The sequence below is a fragment of the Streptomyces sp. NRRL S-1022 genome (assembly GCF_000720135.1).
GTDB lineage: Bacteria > Actinomycetota > Actinomycetes > Streptomycetales > Streptomycetaceae > Streptomyces.
The window spans coordinates 198,138-215,840 of sequence record NZ_JOIU01000003.1 but is presented as its reverse complement, the minus strand read 5'-3'; the positions used below and the strand labels follow the sequence as shown (position 1 = coordinate 215,840).

17 protein-coding genes and 1 pseudogene are annotated in these 17,703 nt (G+C 72.5%); 10 read left to right on the top strand and 8 right to left on the bottom strand.

Going from position 1 to position 17,703, the window contains the following annotated elements; all coding sequences use genetic code 11:
- Positions 1–110: 110 nt before the first annotated feature.
- Both IG05_RS49010 and IG05_RS49005 read left to right on the top strand, forming a co-directional pair.
- Positions 111–1,427 (top strand): annotated as a pseudogene (locus IG05_RS49010) (ABC transporter ATP-binding protein); the annotation flags it as partial.
- Positions 1,410–2,264: an ABC transporter permease subunit gene (locus IG05_RS49005; RefSeq protein ID WP_267883299.1), complete on the top strand. Its 855-nt coding sequence runs from the start codon at positions 1,410–1,412 to the stop codon at positions 2,262–2,264. The pseudogene IG05_RS49010 and the gene IG05_RS49005, both read left to right, overlap by 18 nt.
- 13 nt (positions 2,265–2,277) lie before the next feature.
- On the opposite strand, the gene IG05_RS0104435 is transcribed toward IG05_RS49005, so the two are convergent.
- Positions 2,278–2,610, bottom strand: coding sequence for a hypothetical protein (locus tag IG05_RS0104435; protein WP_030339312.1), 333 nt, complete (start codon positions 2,608–2,610; stop codon positions 2,278–2,280).
- Between the two features lie 232 nt (positions 2,611–2,842).
- Here IG05_RS0104435 and IG05_RS0104430 point away from each other — a divergent pair, with 232 nt between their 5' ends.
- Complete coding sequence (locus IG05_RS0104430) at positions 2,843–3,871, top strand: LLM class flavin-dependent oxidoreductase (RefSeq protein ID WP_030339310.1); 1,029 nt, start codon at positions 2,843–2,845, stop codon at positions 3,869–3,871.
- A gap of 117 nt (positions 3,872–3,988) precedes the next feature.
- Here the strand turns inward: IG05_RS0104430 and IG05_RS0104425 are convergent, their stop codons facing one another.
- Complete coding sequence (locus IG05_RS0104425) at positions 3,989–4,381, bottom strand: SCO5389 family protein (RefSeq protein ID WP_030339308.1); 393 nt, start codon at positions 4,379–4,381, stop codon at positions 3,989–3,991.
- 275 nt (positions 4,382–4,656) lie between these two features.
- Here IG05_RS0104425 and nucS point away from each other — a divergent pair, with 275 nt between their 5' ends.
- Positions 4,657–5,328: an endonuclease NucS gene (gene nucS / locus IG05_RS0104420; protein ID WP_030339307.1), complete on the top strand. Its 672-nt coding sequence runs from the start codon at positions 4,657–4,659 to the stop codon at positions 5,326–5,328.
- Between the two features lie 31 nt (positions 5,329–5,359).
- Here the strand turns inward: nucS and IG05_RS0104415 are convergent, their stop codons facing one another.
- From IG05_RS0104415 to IG05_RS0104400, 4 genes are all read right to left on the bottom strand, one after another.
- Positions 5,360–7,966, bottom strand: coding sequence for an ATP-binding protein (locus IG05_RS0104415; RefSeq protein WP_030339305.1), 2,607 nt, complete (start codon positions 7,964–7,966; stop codon positions 5,360–5,362).
- Between the two features lie 335 nt (positions 7,967–8,301).
- A complete protein-coding gene (locus IG05_RS0104410) occupies positions 8,302–8,625 on the bottom strand; it encodes an STAS domain-containing protein (RefSeq protein WP_030339304.1) in 324 nt (107 codons plus the stop codon).
- A 157-nt stretch (positions 8,626–8,782) separates the two neighbouring features.
- The gene (locus IG05_RS0104405) at positions 8,783–9,631 is read right to left on the bottom strand and encodes a 3-hydroxyacyl-CoA dehydrogenase family protein (RefSeq protein WP_030339302.1); all 849 of its coding nucleotides are present in this window, start codon (positions 9,629–9,631) and stop codon (positions 8,783–8,785) included.
- A gap of 124 nt (positions 9,632–9,755) precedes the next feature.
- The gene (locus IG05_RS0104400; RefSeq protein ID WP_030339300.1) at positions 9,756–10,397 is read right to left on the bottom strand and encodes a TetR/AcrR family transcriptional regulator; all 642 of its coding nucleotides are present in this window, start codon (positions 10,395–10,397) and stop codon (positions 9,756–9,758) included.
- A gap of 79 nt (positions 10,398–10,476) precedes the next feature.
- Between IG05_RS0104400 and IG05_RS0104395 the strand changes: the two genes are divergently transcribed.
- From IG05_RS0104395 to IG05_RS0104385, 3 genes are read left to right on the top strand one after another with little or no spacing between them, the layout of a single operon-like run.
- Complete coding sequence (locus tag IG05_RS0104395; protein WP_030339299.1) at positions 10,477–11,262, top strand: ABC transporter ATP-binding protein; 786 nt, start codon at positions 10,477–10,479, stop codon at positions 11,260–11,262.
- A gap of 7 nt (positions 11,263–11,269) precedes the next feature.
- A complete protein-coding gene (locus IG05_RS0104390) occupies positions 11,270–12,019 on the top strand; it encodes an ABC transporter permease (protein ID WP_030339297.1) in 750 nt (249 codons plus the stop codon).
- A 13-nt stretch (positions 12,020–12,032) separates the two neighbouring features.
- Complete coding sequence (locus tag IG05_RS0104385) at positions 12,033–12,605, top strand: cob(I)yrinic acid a,c-diamide adenosyltransferase (protein ID WP_030339295.1); 573 nt, start codon at positions 12,033–12,035, stop codon at positions 12,603–12,605.
- Positions 12,606–12,640: 35 nt separating this feature from the next.
- On the opposite strand, the gene IG05_RS0104380 is transcribed toward IG05_RS0104385, so the two are convergent.
- Positions 12,641–13,144, bottom strand: a complete 504-nt coding sequence (locus tag IG05_RS0104380) for a DinB family protein (protein ID WP_030339294.1) — start codon at positions 13,142–13,144, stop codon at positions 12,641–12,643.
- Between the two features lie 8 nt (positions 13,145–13,152).
- The gene (locus tag IG05_RS0104375; protein WP_030339292.1) at positions 13,153–13,749 is read right to left on the bottom strand and encodes a hypothetical protein; all 597 of its coding nucleotides are present in this window, start codon (positions 13,747–13,749) and stop codon (positions 13,153–13,155) included.
- A gap of 152 nt (positions 13,750–13,901) precedes the next feature.
- On the opposite strand from IG05_RS0104375, the gene IG05_RS0104370 reads away from it, so the two are divergent.
- The 3 genes from IG05_RS0104370 (at position 13,902) to IG05_RS0104360 (ending at position 17,658) form a co-directional block, all read left to right on the top strand.
- Positions 13,902–15,074, top strand: coding sequence for a sensor histidine kinase (locus tag IG05_RS0104370; protein ID WP_030339290.1), 1,173 nt, complete (start codon positions 13,902–13,904; stop codon positions 15,072–15,074).
- Complete coding sequence (locus IG05_RS0104365) at positions 15,071–15,712, top strand: response regulator (RefSeq protein ID WP_030339287.1); 642 nt, start codon at positions 15,071–15,073, stop codon at positions 15,710–15,712. The genes IG05_RS0104370 and IG05_RS0104365 overlap by 4 nt, the downstream gene beginning before the upstream one ends.
- A 125-nt stretch (positions 15,713–15,837) precedes the next feature.
- Positions 15,838–17,658: a glycoside hydrolase family 18 chitinase gene (locus tag IG05_RS0104360; protein WP_030339285.1), complete on the top strand. Its 1,821-nt coding sequence runs from the start codon at positions 15,838–15,840 to the stop codon at positions 17,656–17,658.
- Positions 17,659–17,703: the final 45 nt, after the last annotated feature.

Sequence of the window (17,703 nt, the reverse complement as noted above, 5' to 3'; positions counted from 1 at the left end):
TGCTCCGGGCTTTACTCCCTCTTGGGCGGAACCGTCAGCTCCTGGATATCCTCCTAACCCTTACGGGGGCGTGTGCCCCGCTGTCCTGAACCTTTCGATGGGTGCGGAGCATGATCGAGGCTGTCGGCCTGACCAAGCGCTACGGCGACAAGACCGCCGTGTACAACCTTTCCTTCCAGGTGCGGCCGGGAGCCGTCACCGGCTTCCTGGGCCCTAACGGCTCGGGCAAGTCCACGACGATGCGGATGATCCTCGGGCTGGACAACCCCACGTCCGGCTCGGTCACCATCGGCGGCCACCCGTACCGCAAGCTGCCCAACGCCCCCCGGCAGGTCGGCGCGCTGCTCGACGCCAAGGCCGTGCACGGCGGCCGGACCGCGCGCAACCACCTGCTGAGCCTCGCCCAGATGTCGGGCATCCCGGCCCGCCGCGTGGACGAGGTGCTCGGCGTCGTCGGCCTCCAGGGCGTGGCCAGGAAGCGCTCCAAGGGCTTCTCCCTCGGCATGGGCCAGCGCCTCGGCATCGCCGCCGCGCTGCTCGGCGACCCGCAGGTGCTGCTCTTCGACGAGCCGGTCAACGGCCTCGACCCCGAGGGCATCCTCTGGGTCCGCAACCTGATGAAGGCCCTCGCGGCCGAGGGCCGTACGGTCTTCGTCTCCTCCCACCTGATGAGCGAGATGGCGCTGACCGCCGACCACCTCATCGTGATCGGGCGCGGCCAGCTGCTCGCCGACATGAGCGTGAAGGACTTCATCTCGGCCAACTCCGCCGACTTCGCGCGCGTGCGCACCCCCGACACCGAGCCGCAGCTGCGCGAGAAGCTCACCTCCGCGCTCACCGAGGCGGGCGGGCACGTGCTGCCCGAGCAGGACGGCGCGCTGCGGGTGACCGGACTGCCGCTGCCCCGCATCAGCGACCTCGCGCACGAGGCGGACGTCCGGCTGTGGGAGCTGTCCCCGCACCAGGCCTCGCTGGAGGAGGCGTACATGCGGATGACGCAGGGCGCCGTGGACTACCGCTCCACCGTCGACCAGAAGGCGGGCCTCCAGCAGCCGCTGCCGCCCGGCGCCCAGCCGCCCATGCCGGTTCCCGGCCAGGGCCAGCCCGGCTGGTACGCCCCGCCGCCGCCCCAGCAGGGCGGCCGGCCGCCCGCCGGGGGGCTGCACGGCGGCGCTCCGGGCGCGGGTACGGCCCCGCTGGCGGCCAACCCGTACGCCCAGCAGGCCGCACCGGCCGCACCGGCCCAGCCCGCGCCCCCGGCCGCCCAGCCCGCCGCCCCGGCCACGCAGCCCGCGCAGGCACCGTCGGCCGCCGGCGCCCCGCAGGCGCCCGCCGCCGCTCCCGCGCCGCAGGCTCAGCCGCCGGTGCTGACCAAGGAGGCGCCGGCCGCCGCGCCCGCGGCCCCGGCCGTGCCCGCCGCCGCGCCCGCCTGGCAGGCGGGGCCCGGCGGGCCGTACCCCGGCTACACCTCGCCGATCCCGGTCGTGCGCACCCACCTCGGGCACGCGCTGGCCGCCGAGTGGACGAAGATCAGGTCGGTGCGCTCCACGATGTGGACGCTCGGCGTGTTCATCGTGCTCGTCCTCGGCATCGGCCTGCTGGCCGGCGCCCTGATCGAGGCCAACTCCGACTCCGAGAGCCTGTCCGGCGAGAACCCGCTGTCCTTCGGCTTCTTCGGCCTGCTCGTCGGCAGCATCTGCCTCATCACGCTCGGCGTGCTGACCACCGCCTCGGAGTACGGCACCGGCATGATCCGTACGACGATGACCGCCTGCCCCAGCCGGGCCCGGGTGCTCGCCGCCAAGTCGATCGTGTTCTTCGCCGTCGCCTTCGCCGTCACCCTGGTCACCTCCACCTTCGTGGCCATGGCGCAGGCGTCCATGCTGGAGAACACCGGCGCGCGTACCCCGTCCGGCGGGGACTGGTTCAAGGCCACCGTCGGCGTCAGCCTCTTCATGGCGCTGCTCGGCCTGCTCTCGCTGCTGATCGGCTCGGTGATCCGGCACTCCGCGGGCGCCATCACCATCATGATCGGCGTGGTCCTGGCGCCGCTGGTGCTCGCGATGTTCATGGTGACGGAGTCGCTCAACACGCTGCGCGAGTGGCTGTTCGAGTACTCGATCCCCAACCAGCTGAGCGTCTTCTACGCCAACTCCCTCACCCAGTCGGGGCCGTCCGGCTGGGACTCGTTGTGGATCATGCTCGGGGTGACGGCGGCGGTGTACGCGGGCGCGTACTCGCTGCTCCGGAGCCGGGACGTGTGAGACCGGCCCGGACTCAGAACCTCGGCGCGTTACGGGACCGCTGCACCCGCGTGGTGCGGCGGTCCTTCGCGTTCCAGCAGGACTTGTGCCAGTGCCGGCGGTCGTCGACGCCCGCATGCTCCGGCCAGGCCACGACGTGCGGGACACCGGAGGGGATCAGCTGGTCGCAGCCCGGGCAGCGGTAGGTCTTGCCCTGCGTGCCGGCCCCGGCGACGTGCCGCACGCTCCATTCCTCGCCCTGCCAGCTCTCGGTGGACTGCCAGCCGCCGTACCGGCCGGCACGATCGTCCTCGGCGCTCCGGCCCGACGATTCGACTGCCTTCGGTCGGTTGCGGCGCGGGGACACGGGACACCTCTCGGGGCTGCACGGGAAGCATGGGCTCCGTCCAGCCTACGCGTCGCCGCGGGGGGTACGCGTGGGGTACGCGTAAGGAACCAACCCGTACAAGTCCCCTTCCACGGCGATCCATTCTGCAGACAATCCGCAAATCTCTCCGCCAGGCCGTGTCCTGGGCACGTGTCAGACGGTTATGCCGGGTGGGGGAGCTCCGGGTCGGAGCCAAGGAAGCAGGAATGCGATGTACGTAGGAAGTTTCGTGCTGGCGGCCCAGTTCCCGGGCCAGGGCCCCGGGGAGGCCCTGCACCGGGCGGTCCGCTCCGCCGAGGTCGCCGAGCAGTCCGGGCTGGACGCGGTCTGGCTCGCCGAGCACCACTTCGTGCCCTACGGCACGTGCCCGTCCGCGGTGACCCTGGCCGCGCTGCTGCTCGGCCGCACCCGCCGCATCCGGGTCGGTACGGCAGTCAGCGTACTGCCCACGGCCCACCCGGTCGCCCTCGGCGAGCAGGCCGCGCTGCTCCACCTGACCAGCGGCGGCCGGTTCTCGCTGGGCGTCGGGCGCGGCGGCCCCTGGGTCGACCTGGAGGTGTTCGGCGCGGGACTGCACGCGTACGAACACGGGTTCCCGGAGTCCCTCGATCTGCTGCTGCGCTGGCTGAGCGAACCTTCCGTGGCGTCCTCCGGCGAGCGGTTCTCCTTCCGGGAGGTGCCGGTCGTGCCCCGCCCGTCCGAGGCCCTGACGGACACCCCCGGCCCCGAGGTCGTCCTCGCCTGCACCTCACCGGCGAGCGTACGGCTGGCCGCCGAGCGCGGGCTGCCGATGCTGCTCGGCATGCACGTCGGGGACGAGGAGAAGGCCGAGATGGTCGCCCTGTGGCGGCGCTGCGCCCGGGCGGCGGGCCGGCCGGCCGAGGAGATCGCGGACGCCGCCCATGTCTCGGCCGGCGTCTGCCAGCTCGCCGACCGGCGCACGGACGCCGTCGAGACGCTGACCAAGGCGATGCCGGGGTGGCTGAAAGAAGGCCTCGCGGCCCATGTGACGGTGGACGGACGGGCGCGCTCGATGCGCGACCCGCACGCCTACACCGAACTGCTCTGCGGGCTGCACCCGGTGGGCACCCCGCGGCTCGCGGCCGACCGCCTCGCCGCCACCTCGGAGCGCACCGGCATCTCCCGCTTCGCCCTCCTGATGGAGGGCTCGGGCGACCTCGCGGCCACCGAGGAGAACCTGCGGCGCCTGGGCGCCGAGGTGCTGCCCCAGCTGCGCTGACCCACGGTTCCGCCCGCGGGGGCACCCGGGGGCTTGCCGCCCCGGTACTGCATGCACCTCCCACGGGTGGAGCGGCAAGCCGGCGGCTCCGCGTCCCGGCCGTACCGAAACCGCGTGTCAGCAGTCCCGGAGCTCCGGCGACTGGTTCAGCAACTGGCTGCGCACCGACGTGAAGCGGGCCAAGGTCTCGTCCACCGAGGCGTCCGGCGGGAACACCGCCACTCGGTGGCAGTTCTGGAAGGCCAGCCGCACACCGAAGTGCCGCTGCAGCGCGCCGCGGATGGCGTCACTCGCGAGCGCGCGCAGCAGCTGACCGCGCGCCTGCTCGTCCGGCGGGGGCGTCTGGTTGTCGGCGAAGGGACCGCCGTCCACCTTCAGCTGTGCCACCAGGGAGCTGATCATCTCCCATGCGTAGGGCAGGGAGGTCCGGACGCAGTCGACGAATGCTGCTTCGTCGACCTCGCCTCGCTCGGCCTGTTCGAGTAGGGCCGGTGAGACGTCGAGCGACATGGGTTCTCCTCTCGCACCCCCGAGGCGCAGGGGTTGCCGGACGGATAAGGGAGTTCGCGATTTCGAACACGCTCGGTACAGGCGTCGCAACCTCCCGTTCCTACGGTAGGCAACGGTAGGTGACCACACCAGCAGAATGCGTATATGGAACGGTCCGGTTACGCCCACAATCGGCCAGGGATGAACAAGAGTTTCAAGGGACAAATGGGGCGATCCACGGGGAGCGGGACGGGCGGATCGCGAGCACCTGCGGGCGTCGAGTAGCGTTGCCGACCATGCGTCTCGTCATTGCCCGATGCTCGGTCGACTACGCCGGCCGGCTCACCGCCCACCTGCCCTCGGCGCCGCGCCTGATCCTGGTCAAGGCGGACGGCAGCGTCTCCATCCACGCCGACGACCGGGCCTACAAGCCGCTCAACTGGATGTCGCCGCCCTGCACGCTGAAGGAGGGGACGGGCGAGGACGAGGGCGTGTGGACCGTCGTCAACAAGGCGGGCGAGAAACTGATCATCACGATGGAGGAGATCCTCCACGACTCCTCGCACGAACTCGGGGTGGACCCCGGTCTGATCAAGGACGGCGTGGAAGCACACCTCCAGGAACTCCTGGCCGACCGCATCGAGACGCTCGGCGAGGGTTACACCCTCATCCGCCGCGAGTACATGACCGCGATCGGCCCCGTGGACATCCTCTGCCGGGACGCCGACGGCGGGACGGTCGCGGTCGAGATCAAGCGCCGGGGCGAGATCGACGGCGTCGAGCAGCTCACGCGCTACCTCGAACTGCTCAACCGCGACCCGCACCTCGCGCCGGTCCGCGGCGTCTTCGCCGCCCAGGAGATCAAGCCGCAGGCCCGCGTCCTCGCCACCGACCGCGGCATCAACTGCCAGATCCTGGACTACAACGCCCTGCGCGGCATCGAGGACGACAAGCTCCGCCTGTTCTAGCCGCCGCGCACGCCTGCCCGGCCGTCAGGCGTCACATCAGCGTGCCGCCCGTGCCCGGGGCGGTCTGGGACGCGGACGCGCTGCTCGACGTACCCCCGGCGGAGCCGTCCGTGCCGCCGCCCGTCGTCGTGGCGCCGGCGTCGCCGCCGGTGGTACCGCCCGAGGTGCCGCCGGTGGTACCGCCCGCCGTACCGCCGGTGGTGCCGCCCGTCGTCCCGGTGGAGCCGCCGGCGCCGCCGCCGGTGGTGCCGCCCGTGGTACCGCCCGTCGTGCCGCCGCCGGTCGACCCACCGGTCGTGCCGCCGGTCGTGCCGCCGCTCGTGCCGCCGCTCGTGCCGCCCGTCGTCGTACCGCCGGACGTCGAGCCGCCCGTCGTGGTCCCGCCGGTGCCGCCGCCGGTCGTGCCACCCGTCGGACTTCCGCCCGACGAGCCCGTCGAGCCGCCCGGCGCGGGCGACTTGGACGGGGAGCCGGAGGGCGACGTACCGGAGGGGGACGGCTCGGCGCTCCGCGACGGGCCGGGAGTGCGGGCCGGCGGGACGTAGTCGTCCGCCGTGCCGTACGTGCCGTCGGGGCCCGGAGACGTGGGCCGGCTGTCGGCCGAGCCGGTGCCGGCCGGGTCCTCGGTCACCTCGCCGTCGGTCAGACCCTGGGTCGCGGAGGGGTTGGCGTCGACCTTGCCGGCCGGGTTCCGCTCGGCACCGTCGGGCGACGTCATGCCGAGCGTGACGACCGTGCCGAGCACGACGGCGAGCAGCGCGCCGGAACCGGCCGCCAAGACGTTGCGCCGGGCCAGCCGCCGGATGCCGCCGCCCTTCGCCGCCGGCTGCGGGATCCGCCGCGTGACCAGGGTGTCGCCCGCGGGGCCGTACGGCGCCGGCGCCTCGGGCCGCGGCAGGGCCGGCTCCTCCCCCGCCGGGAGCGCCGGCGACCCCGGCACCTCGCCGGCCCGGTCGGCGAGCAGGGCCAGGGCGCGGCGGCCGGCGACCGTGCCCCGCTTGTCGGCGAGGGCGCCGCGCAGCCCGCCGGCGGCCTCCAGTTCGGCACGGGCCCGGTCGAGCCGGCCGGAGCACAGCGCGAGGATGCCCAACTCGTGGTGGAAATAGGCTTGTTCCGTTACCTCGCCGGTCAGCCGCGAGGCTTCCGCCCCGGACCGCAGGGCCCGTTCCCAGGCGCTCCAGTGGAGCCCGGCGGCGAAGGCGGGCGCCGCCGTACGGGCCAGCCGTACCGCACCGCTCTCCTCGCCCTCGCCGGGCGCGGACGTACGCGGTACGACGGCGGCGAGCGCGGCCAGCACCGCGTCGGCCTCGGCGCAGACCCGTGCCGGGGTGACCGAGGGATGGCCGGCCCACCAGGCGTAGTGCTGGGCGGCGGTGCGGGCGTGCTCGGTGACGTCGTCGGCGTATCCGGCGGCCTCCAGCTGGGTCTGCACACCGGCCGCGAGCCGGTACCGGGCACCGGCCGGGGAGACCAGGCCGCAGCTCGCCAGCTCGCCGAGGGCGGCGTCCGCGTGGGTGTCGCCGACCAGCGCGGGCAGGTGCGCCTGGTGGGGTATCTCGCCGCCGAGGGCGACCGCGAAGCGGAGGGCGGCCCGGGCGGAGGCGCTCAGCCGGGAGGCCAGCAGCGGCGCGGGGGCCGCTGCATCGCCCAGGGCGGGCAGCGGAACCGCGTCCTCCAGCTCCACCGGGCCGTCCGCCGGCGGGCGTACGTCCTCGAAGACGCCGTACTCGTCCACCGCGCCGGTGCTGGCCCGCAGCTCGTCACGCTGCCGGAGCAGGGCGCCGGCCTGCACGAACCGCAGGGGCAGCCCCTCGGACTCGAACCACAGGTCGCCGGCCCAGTTGGCCTCCTCCTCGGTGAGCACCCGGCCGACGGTCCGCTCCAGTATCTCCACGCCGGCGGCACGGTCGAGGCCGGCGAGGAACATCTCCTCCACGTCGGACTCGGCGGAGGGCGCGGGCACGTCGGGGGTGGCGCCGAACAGGAACGCGCACTCGGGGGTGGCGTCGAGCAGTTCCTCCAGGGCGGTGCCGCCGAACTCCAGGTCGTCCAGGACGACGACCGCGCCGATCTCCCGGGTGCAGGCGAGGAGTTCGTCCGGGCCGGGGCGGTGGCCGGGGGCGTCGTACACGGCGTGGAACAGGTCGTGCAGGAGGTCGCCGGACGTGCGGCCCAGGCCGTTCAGGCGGACCACGCCGTCGGGGGCGAGGTCCAGGCAGTCCTCGGCGACCAGGTCGAGCAGGGCGGTACGGCCGGAGCCGGCCGGTCCGGTGAGCCGGACCGAGCGGCCGCGGGCCAGCAGGCGGACCAGGCGTTCGCGTACGTCCTGGCGTTCCAGCAGCGAGAGTGCCGGCTGGGCGGGGCCGGCCGGCACGGGCGGCCGGGCGGCGCGCTCGGTCTCGGCGCGCCCGGCGGCGGTGCGCTTGCTGGGCCGGCCGGGGAGCCGGGCCGGCGGGCAGGGCTCTATCTCGCTGCCGTCGACCGGGTTGACGGTCAGCTGGAGGTCGCCGGAGACGAGCTGCGCCATGCGGACGGGTGCAGCCGGGCCCGGGGCGAAGTCGGAGGTGAGGGAGTCCCGGGGCGGGCGGCGGCTGTGCGCCTGGCCGTGCTCCTCGGGTCCCGGGTTGATCGGGTCCATGGGTTCGTGCCCCCAAAAGCGTCGTGTGCCCGTGTTCGGCCCCTCCCGGCCTTTTCGCACACCGCGCTGTCGCTCTTGGTCCGGGCCCGCTCGGCCGAGGGTCGCGAGACGGCGGGCGACCGCACCTTAAACCTTGGCTCAGTATCTCCGACAGGGCGGGGTGCCATGCGGTCCGAGACGTCACGGTCTTGTGAGGATTGCCCTCGCACCGCGCTGACGTGCGCTTCGGCGGGTGCACCCGGGTCTCCCCCGTCCCCGCTCCACCCCGTGTGCGTCCCGGCGCCCGCGCACCGCGGGAACCGCACCGCGACAGGCGCCGCGCCGTTGTGCGTGCGTCACACCCGGGGCAGCGACTCCACGCCGATGCCGCCCTCGATGGCGAGGATGCGGTGCAGCCGGGTGGCGACCAGCAGGCGCTGCATCTGCTGGGGCACGCCCCGCAGCACCAGGCGGCGCCCGCAGCGGCCGGCCCGCCGGTGGGCACCCATGATCACCCCGAGCCCGGTGGCGTCCCAGGAGTCCAGTTCGGACAGGTCGAGCACCAGGTCGCCGACTCCGGTGTCGACGGCCGAGTGCAGGGCCGTACGGGCGTCCGCCGCGCTGCGGACGTCGAGGCGGCCCCCGACGACCAGCTCGGCGTGGTCGCCCCTGATGTACATATGCGCTCCCCGTTGAGTGCGGTTGGCGTACTCGGTGACGGTGCTGTGCAACGTCTGACTGTGCGGGTGGCGGTGCGGTTGCTGGTTGTAAGCGAACCGATACCGAATTCACCCCCGGGAGTGATGCTCCCGGGGGATTTGCTCCGGGATGCGGGCCTTAGTACGTGTAGAAGCCCTGCCCGCTCTTGCGGCCGATGTCACCGGCGTCCACCATCCGGCGCATCAGCTCCGGCGGGGCGAACTTCTCGTCCTGGGACTCGGTGTAGATGTTGCCCGTGGCGTGCAGCAGGATGTCCACGCCGGTCAGGTCGGCGGTGGCCAGCGGGCCCATGGCGTGGCCGAAGCCCAGCTTGCAGGCGAGGTCGATGTCCTCGGCGGTCGCGACGCCGGACTCGTAGAGCTTGGTCGCCTCGACCACGAGGGCGGAGATCAGCCGGGTGGTGACGAAGCCGGCGACGTCCCGGTTGACGACGATGCAGGTCTTGCCGACCGACTCGGCGAACTCGCGGGCGGTGGCCAGGGTTTCGTCGCTGGTCTTGTAGCCGCGGACCAGTTCGACGAGCTGCATCATCGGCACCGGCGAGAAGAAGTGCACACCGACGACCCGCTCGGGGTGCTCGGTGGCAGCCGCGATCTTGGTGATCGGGATGGCGGAGGTGTTGGAGGCGAGCACGGCGTCCTCGCGCACGAGCTTGTCGAGCGTGCGGAAGATCTCGTGCTTGACCTCAAGCTTCTCGAAGACGGCCTCCACGACGATGTCGGCGTCGGCGGCGGCGTCCAGGTCGGTGGTCGCGGTGATGCGCGCGAGGGCTGCCTCGGCGTCCTCCGCCGCCAGCTTGCCCTTGCCGACGAACTTGTCGTACGAGGCCTTGATGCCGTCGGTGCCGCGCTTCAGTGCCTCGTCGGTGACGTCCCGCAGAACGACCTCCCAGCCCGCCTGCGCGGAGACCTGAGCGATACCGGATCCCATGAGACCGGCCCCGATGACGGCGAGCTTCCGTGCCACTCCGACTCCCTATGAACGCGGTGAAGGTCTGCCTCTCCGGCGGACCCTAGCGCTCCGACGCCGCTGTGTGACCGGTAAGTAACGCGCGTCACGTCTCATTTGACGGACATCACACCGCCAGGGGTCACACCGCGGCACGGAGGGCGTAGTTGAGCACCTTTTCGCTCAACAGGTCCTCGATGTCGTCCAGGAGGACCAGTACCTCTCGTGACGCTTCGGCCGGTTTGCGTCCGGCGAGCATCTCGCGGCCGATGGCGACGAAGACGGACTGGTGGATCCAGCAGATCTGACCGGCCATCAGACCGGGCAGCGGGTCGTCGGCGGGGGCGCCGGTCTCCTCGCGCAGGGCCGCTTCCAGGGTGTCGTGGATCTCCTGCTGGAGGCTCCACAGACGGGAGCGCAGGGGCGGGGCCTCGTGGATGACGCGCATGAAGCGGTCGTAGCCCTCCATCAGGCCGACCCGGGGCGAGACGGCCTCGACCTCCCCGCGCAGTTCCCGCAGGACGGCGCGCGCGGCGGACTCGCCGGCGTCCCGGCCCCGGACCCAGCGGGCGAGCCGGTCGACCATGCCGGCGGAGCGGTCGAAGAAGAGGTCTTCCTTGGCGGGGAAGTAGTTGTAGACGGTGTTGACGGAGACGTCTGCGGCCTCGGCGATCTCCGCGACGGTCACCGCCTCGAAGCCGCGCTCCAGGAACAGCCCCGTGGCGACGTCGGAGATGTACTGCCGGGTCTGCCGTTTCTTCCGCTCCCTGAGCCCCTCTGCCATGTCCGCAGTTTAGCTTCGCTGGGTGGCCTGAAAACTTGGGGTCATTGCAAAATTTCAGGGACTCTGTTTTTCTGTGGGCATGGCAGCAGTCATCAGCACGGCGGGCCTGGCCCGCACCTTCCGAACGAAAGCCGGACCCGTCGAAGCCGTCCGCGGCATCGACCTCACCGTCCGCGAGGGCGAGATCCTCGGCTTCCTCGGCCCCAACGGAGCCGGCAAGACCACCACCCTGCGGATGCTCACCACCCTGCTGGCGCCGACCGGCGGCGCGGCCACCGTCGCCGGCCACGACCTCGTCGCCGATCCGGCCGGGGTGCGCCGGGTGATCGGCTACGTCGCCCAGTCCGGCGGGGTCGATCCGCAGGTCACCGTGCGGGAGGAACTGGTCACCCAGGCCCGAATGTACCGCCTGCCGAAGGCGGAGGCGGCCGGCCGCGCCGGGGAACTGGCGGCGGAACTGGGGCTCACCGCTCTCCTCGACCGGAGGACCGGCGCGCTCTCCGGCGGCCAGCGGCGACGCCTGGACATCGCGATGGCCCTCACCCACCGCCCGAAGGTGCTGTTCCTGGACGAGCCGACGACCGGCCTGGACCCCGGCAGCCGCGCCGACCTGTGGGACCTCGTCCGCCGGCTGCGCGACACGCACGGTACGACCGTCTTCCTGACCACCCACTACCTGGACGAGGCCGACGCGCTCGCCGACCGCCTGGTGATCGTCGACCGGGGCACGGTCGCCGCCGAGGGCACCCCGGGCGCGCTCAGGCTCCGCTACGGCGGCTCCCTCGACGCCACCCTCCAGGACACCTTCCTCGCCGTCACCGGACGCGCGCCGGCCCCGGCCGGCGCCGCCCCCGCAGCCGTTTAGGACCGCCATGCTTCTCCACGACACGGCCCTCGTCTACGGCCGCTATCTGCGCCAGTCCCTGCGCTCCCGCTACGCCCTGCTCTTCGGGGTGCTCACGCCCCTGCTGTACCTGCTCTTCTTCGGCCCGCTGCTCACCGGTCTGCCGCTGGGCGGACAGGGCAGCTCCTGGCAGGTGCTGGTTCCCGGCCTGCTGCTCCAGCTGGGCCTTTTCGGCGCGCTGTTCGCCGGGTTCGTGATCATCGTCGAGAAGGGGCAGGGGGTGGTGGAACGGATGCGGGTGACCCCGGTCAGCCGGCTCGCCCTGCTGCTCGGCCGGGTGCTGCGGGATGCCACGGTGGTCGTCTTCCAGGCGGTGCTGCTGGTGCTGGCCGCGCTGGTGATGGGGTTGCGCGCGCCGCTGGCCGGCGTTCTGATCGGCTTCGCCTTCGTCGCCCTGCTCACGCTGTCGCTGGCCTCGGTGTCGTACGCGCTCGGCATGAAGGTCCGCACCCCGCAGGAGTTCGGCCCGCTGATCAACATGGTGTCGATGCCGTCGATGCTGCTGTCCGGTCTGATGCTCCCGATGACCCTGGCGCCGGACTGGCTGGACGTGTTGTCGCACTTCGTCCCGTTCCGCTACCTGGTGGACGCCGTGCGGGACGCGTACGTCGGCCGTTACACGAGCACGCACATGCTCTACGGCGTCCTGGTCACCGTCGCTTTCGCCGCGCTGTCCGTGACGGTGGGCACACGGGTGTTCCGGACGGCCGGGGCGTAACTAGGCTGGCCGTATGGTCAATCTGACGCGCATCTACACCAGGACCGGCGACCAGGGCACCACCAGTCTCGGCGACATGAGCCGGGTGCCCAAGACGGACCTGAGGATCTCCGCCTACGCGGACGCCAACGAGGCGAACGCCGTGATCGGCACCGCCCTCGCGCTGGGCGGCCTGGACGAGGAGATCGGCACGGTCCTCACCCGCGTCCAGAACGACCTGTTCGACGTGGGTGCGGACCTGTCGACGCCGGTGGTGGAGAACCCGGAGTTCCCGCCGCTCAGGGTGGAGCAGTTCTACATCGACCGGCTGGAGGCGGACTGCGACCGCTTCAACGAGCGGCTGGAGAAGCTGCGCTCCTTCATCCTGCCGGGCGGCACCCCGGGCGCCGCCCTGCTGCACCAGGCGTGCACGGTCGTCCGCCGGGCCGAGCGGTCGACCTGGGCGGCCCTGGAGGTGCACGGCGAGACGATGAACCCGCTCACCGCCACCTACCTCAACCGCCTCTCCGACCTGCTGTTCATCCTGGCCCGCAGCGCCAACCGGGAGGCCGGGGACGTGCTGTGGGTGCCGGGCGGTGAGCGCTAGGGGGTGTCGGACGACACCCCCAGGGCATCCCGCGGTCAGTCGCCGGTGGTGCCGTCGGTCAGCTCGCGCAGGATGTCGAGGTGGCCGTTGTGCCGGGCCGTCTCCTCGATGAGGTGGAGCAGGATCCAGCGCAGGTCGACCGCGCTGCCGTCCTGCCGCTTCTGCTGCGCCTTGGTGTCCAGGTCGTGCGCGGCGACCAGTTCGTCGTGCCGGGCGGCCTCCTCGGCGTACTCGGCGAGCAGCCGGGACAGCGGGATGTCGACGGCGATCCGCATCTCGCGGTCGGGGTCCTCGTCGGTCCAGGGACCCTGGTCCTCCTCGCCCAGGAAGACGACCCGGAACCAGAAGTACTCCACCCAGCGCAGGTGGTTGATCAGCCCGCTCAGGGTCATCAGCGGCGAGCCGGGCAGGTGCGCCTTGCGGGCGTCCTCGTCGGAGAGCCCTTCGACCTTGGCGCGCGCGGTGGCGCGGACGTAGGTGAGGAAGGTGGTCAGCTGGGTGCGCTCGTCCCAGGCGGGAGGCGTGTCGGTGCGTGTCATCACCGCGATCATGTCCCGGTGCCCGCCTCCGTGTCGACCGGCTTTTCGGCGGACCCCGCGGCGGGCCCCCCGCGCGGCTCGCGCTTGGGGAAGAGCGTGTAGCTGGCGGCGATGAGCACGTTGATGCCGATCACCCACAGCATGCGCTGCTGCCAGGCACGCAGCGAACCGGTGTCCCCGCCGTCGCCGACGTACCAGACCGCGCCCTGGAGCAGGGCGAGGGCGACGGCCGAGGCCAGGATCCAGCGGCCCGCGACCTTCCACTCGTGCACGGCCCGGGCGGTGCCGTACCGCGGCGGCCGGACCGGGGGCGGGCCGCCGGCGAAGCGGTGGGCCACCCGGGCGTCGGCCCAGGCGATGGTGGAGTGGCCGAGGCCGACCGTGAAGCCGATGTACACCGCGGCCAGACCGTGCCGCCAGTCCGGCTCGGCGCCGTTCCTCAGGTCGATCGCGGTGACGGCGAAGAGCACGATCTCCAGGAGGGGTTCGCACAGCAGCAGGGCCAGGCCGGTGCGGGGCATCCGGAACGCGTACCGGAAGGCCAGTCCGGCGGCCAGCAGCACCCAGAACGCCACCTCGCAGGCGATGGTCAGTCCGACGATCACGATTCGCTCCCCTCGTCCACCCTCCCAGGCTCCCGGCCCGGTGCGCCGGTGCGCGTCGTCGGCGCAGAGGAGACGGCCGTAAGCGAAAGTCGCACTCCGGCACCCTTCCCTGGGAGCAGGCGGGCCGCCGCGCGGCCGTGTTGGATGGGCACATGCCCCGCACGCTCCCCCGCCCGCACCGCGACGACCTGCGCATCGCCGTGGGCGGGCTGCTCGGCGGGGTACTGCTGTGGGCGCTCGGGATCCACCCCCGTCCGGCCTCCGACGGCCTGGTGCTGTGGCACGCGCCCTGGGGACCGCTGGTGCCGCTGGCGGTGACCGCCGCGTGCGAGCCGTTGCGCCGCACCCGGCCGCGCGCCGGCCTGCTGATCGGCACGGCCGCGCTGACCCTGGACACGGTGACCCTCGGCAGCATCGTCACGGTGGTGCTGTACACCGACCTGGTGTACGCGGCCGTCCTGTACGGAACCCCGGCCTCCGCCCGCCGCATCCCGTGGATCACCGGGATGCTCACGGTGGTCGGCGGGGTGGTGCCCGCGGCGCTCTGGCGGGATCCGCAGGGGCTGCTGATCGGCGTGGGCATCGGGGTGGTCGCGCTGGCCCCCGCCGCGACCGGCGCACTCGTGCGCGACCACCGGGACGCGGCCGAGGCGGCCCGGCTGCGCGCCGAACAGACCGCGCTGCTGGCCGAGATGGACCGTGCCCAGGCGGTCACCGCCGAACGGGCCCGGATGGCCCGGGAGTTGCACGACGTGATCGCGGGCCACCTGTCGGCCATCGCCCTGCACTCCACGGCGGCACTCTCCTTGGACGATGCCGGGACCACCCGGGAGGCGCTGGCCGTCATCCGGGAGAACAGCGTGGCGGGGCTGGCCGAGATGCGCCGGCTGATCGGCATCCTGCGCGACGCCCCGGGGCACCGGGAGTCCGCCGTCTCCCCCACGCTGGACGGCCTCGGCGCCCTGGTCGACAGGGCCCGGGCGGGCGGCCTGGACGTCACGCTCGACGCCGGCCACGGTGAGGTGCCGGTGCCGGTGGAGCTGGCCGCGTACCGGATCGTGCAGGAGTCGCTGACCAACGCCCTGAAGCACGCGGCGCAGGGGCGCGTCCGGGTGGCACTGCGCCGGCGGGACGGGAGGCTGGAGATCCGCGTGAGCAGCCCCTACCGGCCCGGTGACACCCCGCGCGTGCCCGGCTCCGGCACCGGTCTCACCGGGATGCGGGAGCGGGCCGCGTTGCTCGGCGGCACGTTCGAGGCCGGGGCGAGCGGCACCTCGTGGGTCGTACGCGCCGTGCTTCCGCTCACCGAAGGAGACCCCGCATGATCCGCGTCCTGGTCGCCGAGGACCAGTCCGCCGTCCGCGCCGGGCTGGTCCTCATCCTGCGCAGCGCGCCCGGCATAGAGGTGGTCGGCGAGGCGGCGGACGGCGAGCGGGCGGTCGAGCTGGCCCGGAGCATCCGGCCGGACCTGGTGCTGATGGACGTTCGGATGCCGCGCCTCGACGGGGTGTCCGCGACCCGGCGGATCGTCGCCGAGCGGCTCGCGGACGTGCTCGTGCTGACCACGTTCGACCTGGACGACTACGTCTTCGGGGCGCTGCGGGCGGGCGCGGCCGGGTTCCTGCTGAAGAACGCGGAGGCGCGGGAGCTGCTGGAGGCGGTGCGGACGGTGGCGCGCGGGGAGGGGATCGTGGCCCCGGCCGTGACCCGGCGGCTGATCGACGAGTTCGCCGCGGCACCGGTGCGAGGCGCAGGGGGCGACCCCGCCGTGCTGGACGGCCTCACCCGGCGGGAGCGGGAGGTGCTGGGCTGTATCGGCGAGGGGCTGTCGAACGCACAGATCGGGGCCCGGCTGGACATGGCGGAGGGCACGGTGAAGACGCACGTCAGTCGGTTGCTGGCCAAGCTGGAGCTGCGCAGCCGGGTACAAGCGGCCGTACTGGCGCGCGAGTTGGGGCTCTAGTCCGTCGCGCCCCGAAGTGGTCCAGACCTATTGACGAGTGGTCCAGACCTTTCTACCCTCGCAGCACCGTGGGCATGAAGGCTCAGTCATGCCCCTGACACCCCCGACGACGAGGGAGGCGCAGCATGCGCTTCAGACACAGAGCCGCGGCGGCATTCGCGACCCTGCTGCTCCCCATGGCCGGCGCGGTCGGTCTGGCGAGCCCCGCCCAGGCCGCGACCAACGCCACGGCCACCTTCACCAAGACCAGCGACTGGGGCACCGGTTTCGGCGGCCAGTGGACCGTCAAGAACACCGGCTCCAGCACCATCAGCTCCTGGACCGTCGAGTGGGACTTCCCCTCCGGCACCAAGGTCGCCTCGGCCTGGGACGCGACGGTCACCAACTCCGGCGACCACTGGACCGCCAAGAACGTCGGCTGGAACGGCACCATCGCCCCCGGCGCCTCCGTCTCCTTCGGCTTCAACGGCTCGGGGCCCGGCGCCCCGTCCAACTGCAAGCTGAACGGCGACAGCTGCGACGGCACCACGGTCCCCGGTGACGCCGCCCCGTCGGCCCCCGGCACCCCGACCGCCTCCTCCGTCACCGACACCTCGGTGAAGCTCGGCTGGAGCGCGGCCACCGACGACAAGGGCGTCAAGAACTACGACGTGCTGCGCGACGGCACCAAGGTCGCCACGGTCACCACCACGTCGTACACCGACACCGGCCTGACCGCCGGCACCGACTACTCCTACACCGTGCGGGCCCGCGATACCGCCGACCAGACCGGTCCGGTCAGCGGCGCGGTCAAGGTCCACACCACCGGCGGCGGCACCACTCCCCCGCCCACCGGCGACAAGGTCAAGCTCGGCTACTTCACCGAGTGGGGCATCTACGGCCGCAACTACAACGTCAAGAACCTGGTGACGTCCGGCTCCGCGGCCAAGATCACGCACATCAACTACGCCTTCGGCAACGTCACCGGCGGCAAGTGCGCGATCGGCGACTCCTACGCCGACTACGACAAGGCCTTCACCGCCGACCAGTCGGTCAGCGGCGTCGCCGACACCTGGGACCAGCCGCTGCGCGGCAACTTCAACCAGCTGCGCCAGCTGAAGGCCAAGTACCCGAACATCAAGGTGCTGTGGTCCTTCGGCGGCTGGACCTGGTCCGGCGGCTTCGGCGAGGCCGCGAAGAACCCGGCCGCCTTCGCCCAGTCCTGCTACGACCTGGTCGAGGACCCGCGCTGGGCCGACGTCTTCGACGGCATCGACATCGACTGGGAGTACCCCAACGCCTGCGGTCTGACCTGTGACACCAGCGGGGCGGCGGCCTACAAGAACCTGATGGCCGCGCTGCGCGCCAAGTTCGGCTCCAACAACCTGGTCACCGCGGCCACCACGGCCGACGGCTCGGCGGGCGGCAAGATCGAGACCGCCGACTACGCCGGCGCGGCACAGTACGTCGACTGGTACAACGTGATGACGTACGACTTCTTCGGCGCCTGGGACGCCAAGGGCCCGACGGCCCCGCACTCCCCGCTCACCCCGTACGACGGCATCCCGAAGGCGGGCTTCACCACCGCCGAGGCGATGGCCAAGTTCAAGGCGATCGGCGTGCCCGCGAAGAAGCTGCTCATCGGCATCGGCTTCTACGGCCGCGGCTGGACCGGCGTCACCCAGGACGCCCCGGGCGGCACGGCCACCGGCCCGGCGTCCGGCACCTACGAGCAGGGCATCGAGGACTACAAGGTCCTGAAGTCGTCCTGCCCGGCCACCGGAACCGTCGCCGGCACGGCGTACGCGCACTGCGGCAGCAACTGGTGGTCCTACGACACTCCCGCCACCATCAAGTCGAAGATGGCCTGGGCCAACAGCCAGGGCCTCGGCGGGGCGTTCTTCTGGGAGTTCAGCGGCGACACCGGCAACGGTGAACTCGTGAGCGCCATCAGCGACAACCTGTAAGAGAACCCTCAAGCAACATCGACGCTCCCCCGGACTTCGTCCGGG

Coding starts and splice junctions, on each gene's coding strand:
- IG05_RS0104430 (WP_030339310.1), top strand. CDS start 2,843: ATGTACGTAGGAAGTTTCGTGCTGGCGGCCCAGTTCCCGGGCCAGGGC.
- IG05_RS0104425 (WP_030339308.1), bottom strand. CDS start 4,381: ATGTCGCTCGACGTCTCACCGGCCCTACTCGAACAGGCCGAGCGAGGC.
- nucS (WP_030339307.1), top strand. CDS start 4,657: ATGCGTCTCGTCATTGCCCGATGCTCGGTCGACTACGCCGGCCGGCTC.
- IG05_RS0104415 (WP_030339305.1), bottom strand. CDS start 7,966: ATGGACCCGATCAACCCGGGACCCGAGGAGCACGGCCAGGCGCACAGC.
- IG05_RS0104410 (WP_030339304.1), bottom strand. CDS start 8,625: ATGTACATCAGGGGCGACCACGCCGAGCTGGTCGTCGGGGGCCGCCTC.
- IG05_RS0104400 (WP_030339300.1), bottom strand. CDS start 10,397: ATGGCAGAGGGGCTCAGGGAGCGGAAGAAACGGCAGACCCGGCAGTAC.
- IG05_RS0104395 (WP_030339299.1), top strand. CDS start 10,477: ATGGCAGCAGTCATCAGCACGGCGGGCCTGGCCCGCACCTTCCGAACG.
- IG05_RS0104390 (WP_030339297.1), top strand. CDS start 11,270: ATGCTTCTCCACGACACGGCCCTCGTCTACGGCCGCTATCTGCGCCAG.
- IG05_RS0104385 (WP_030339295.1), top strand. CDS start 12,033: ATGGTCAATCTGACGCGCATCTACACCAGGACCGGCGACCAGGGCACC.
- IG05_RS0104380 (WP_030339294.1), bottom strand. CDS start 13,144: ATGACACGCACCGACACGCCTCCCGCCTGGGACGAGCGCACCCAGCTG.
- IG05_RS0104370 (WP_030339290.1), top strand. CDS start 13,902: ATGCCCCGCACGCTCCCCCGCCCGCACCGCGACGACCTGCGCATCGCC.
- IG05_RS0104365 (WP_030339287.1), top strand. CDS start 15,071: ATGATCCGCGTCCTGGTCGCCGAGGACCAGTCCGCCGTCCGCGCCGGG.
- IG05_RS0104360 (WP_030339285.1), top strand. CDS start 15,838: ATGCGCTTCAGACACAGAGCCGCGGCGGCATTCGCGACCCTGCTGCTC.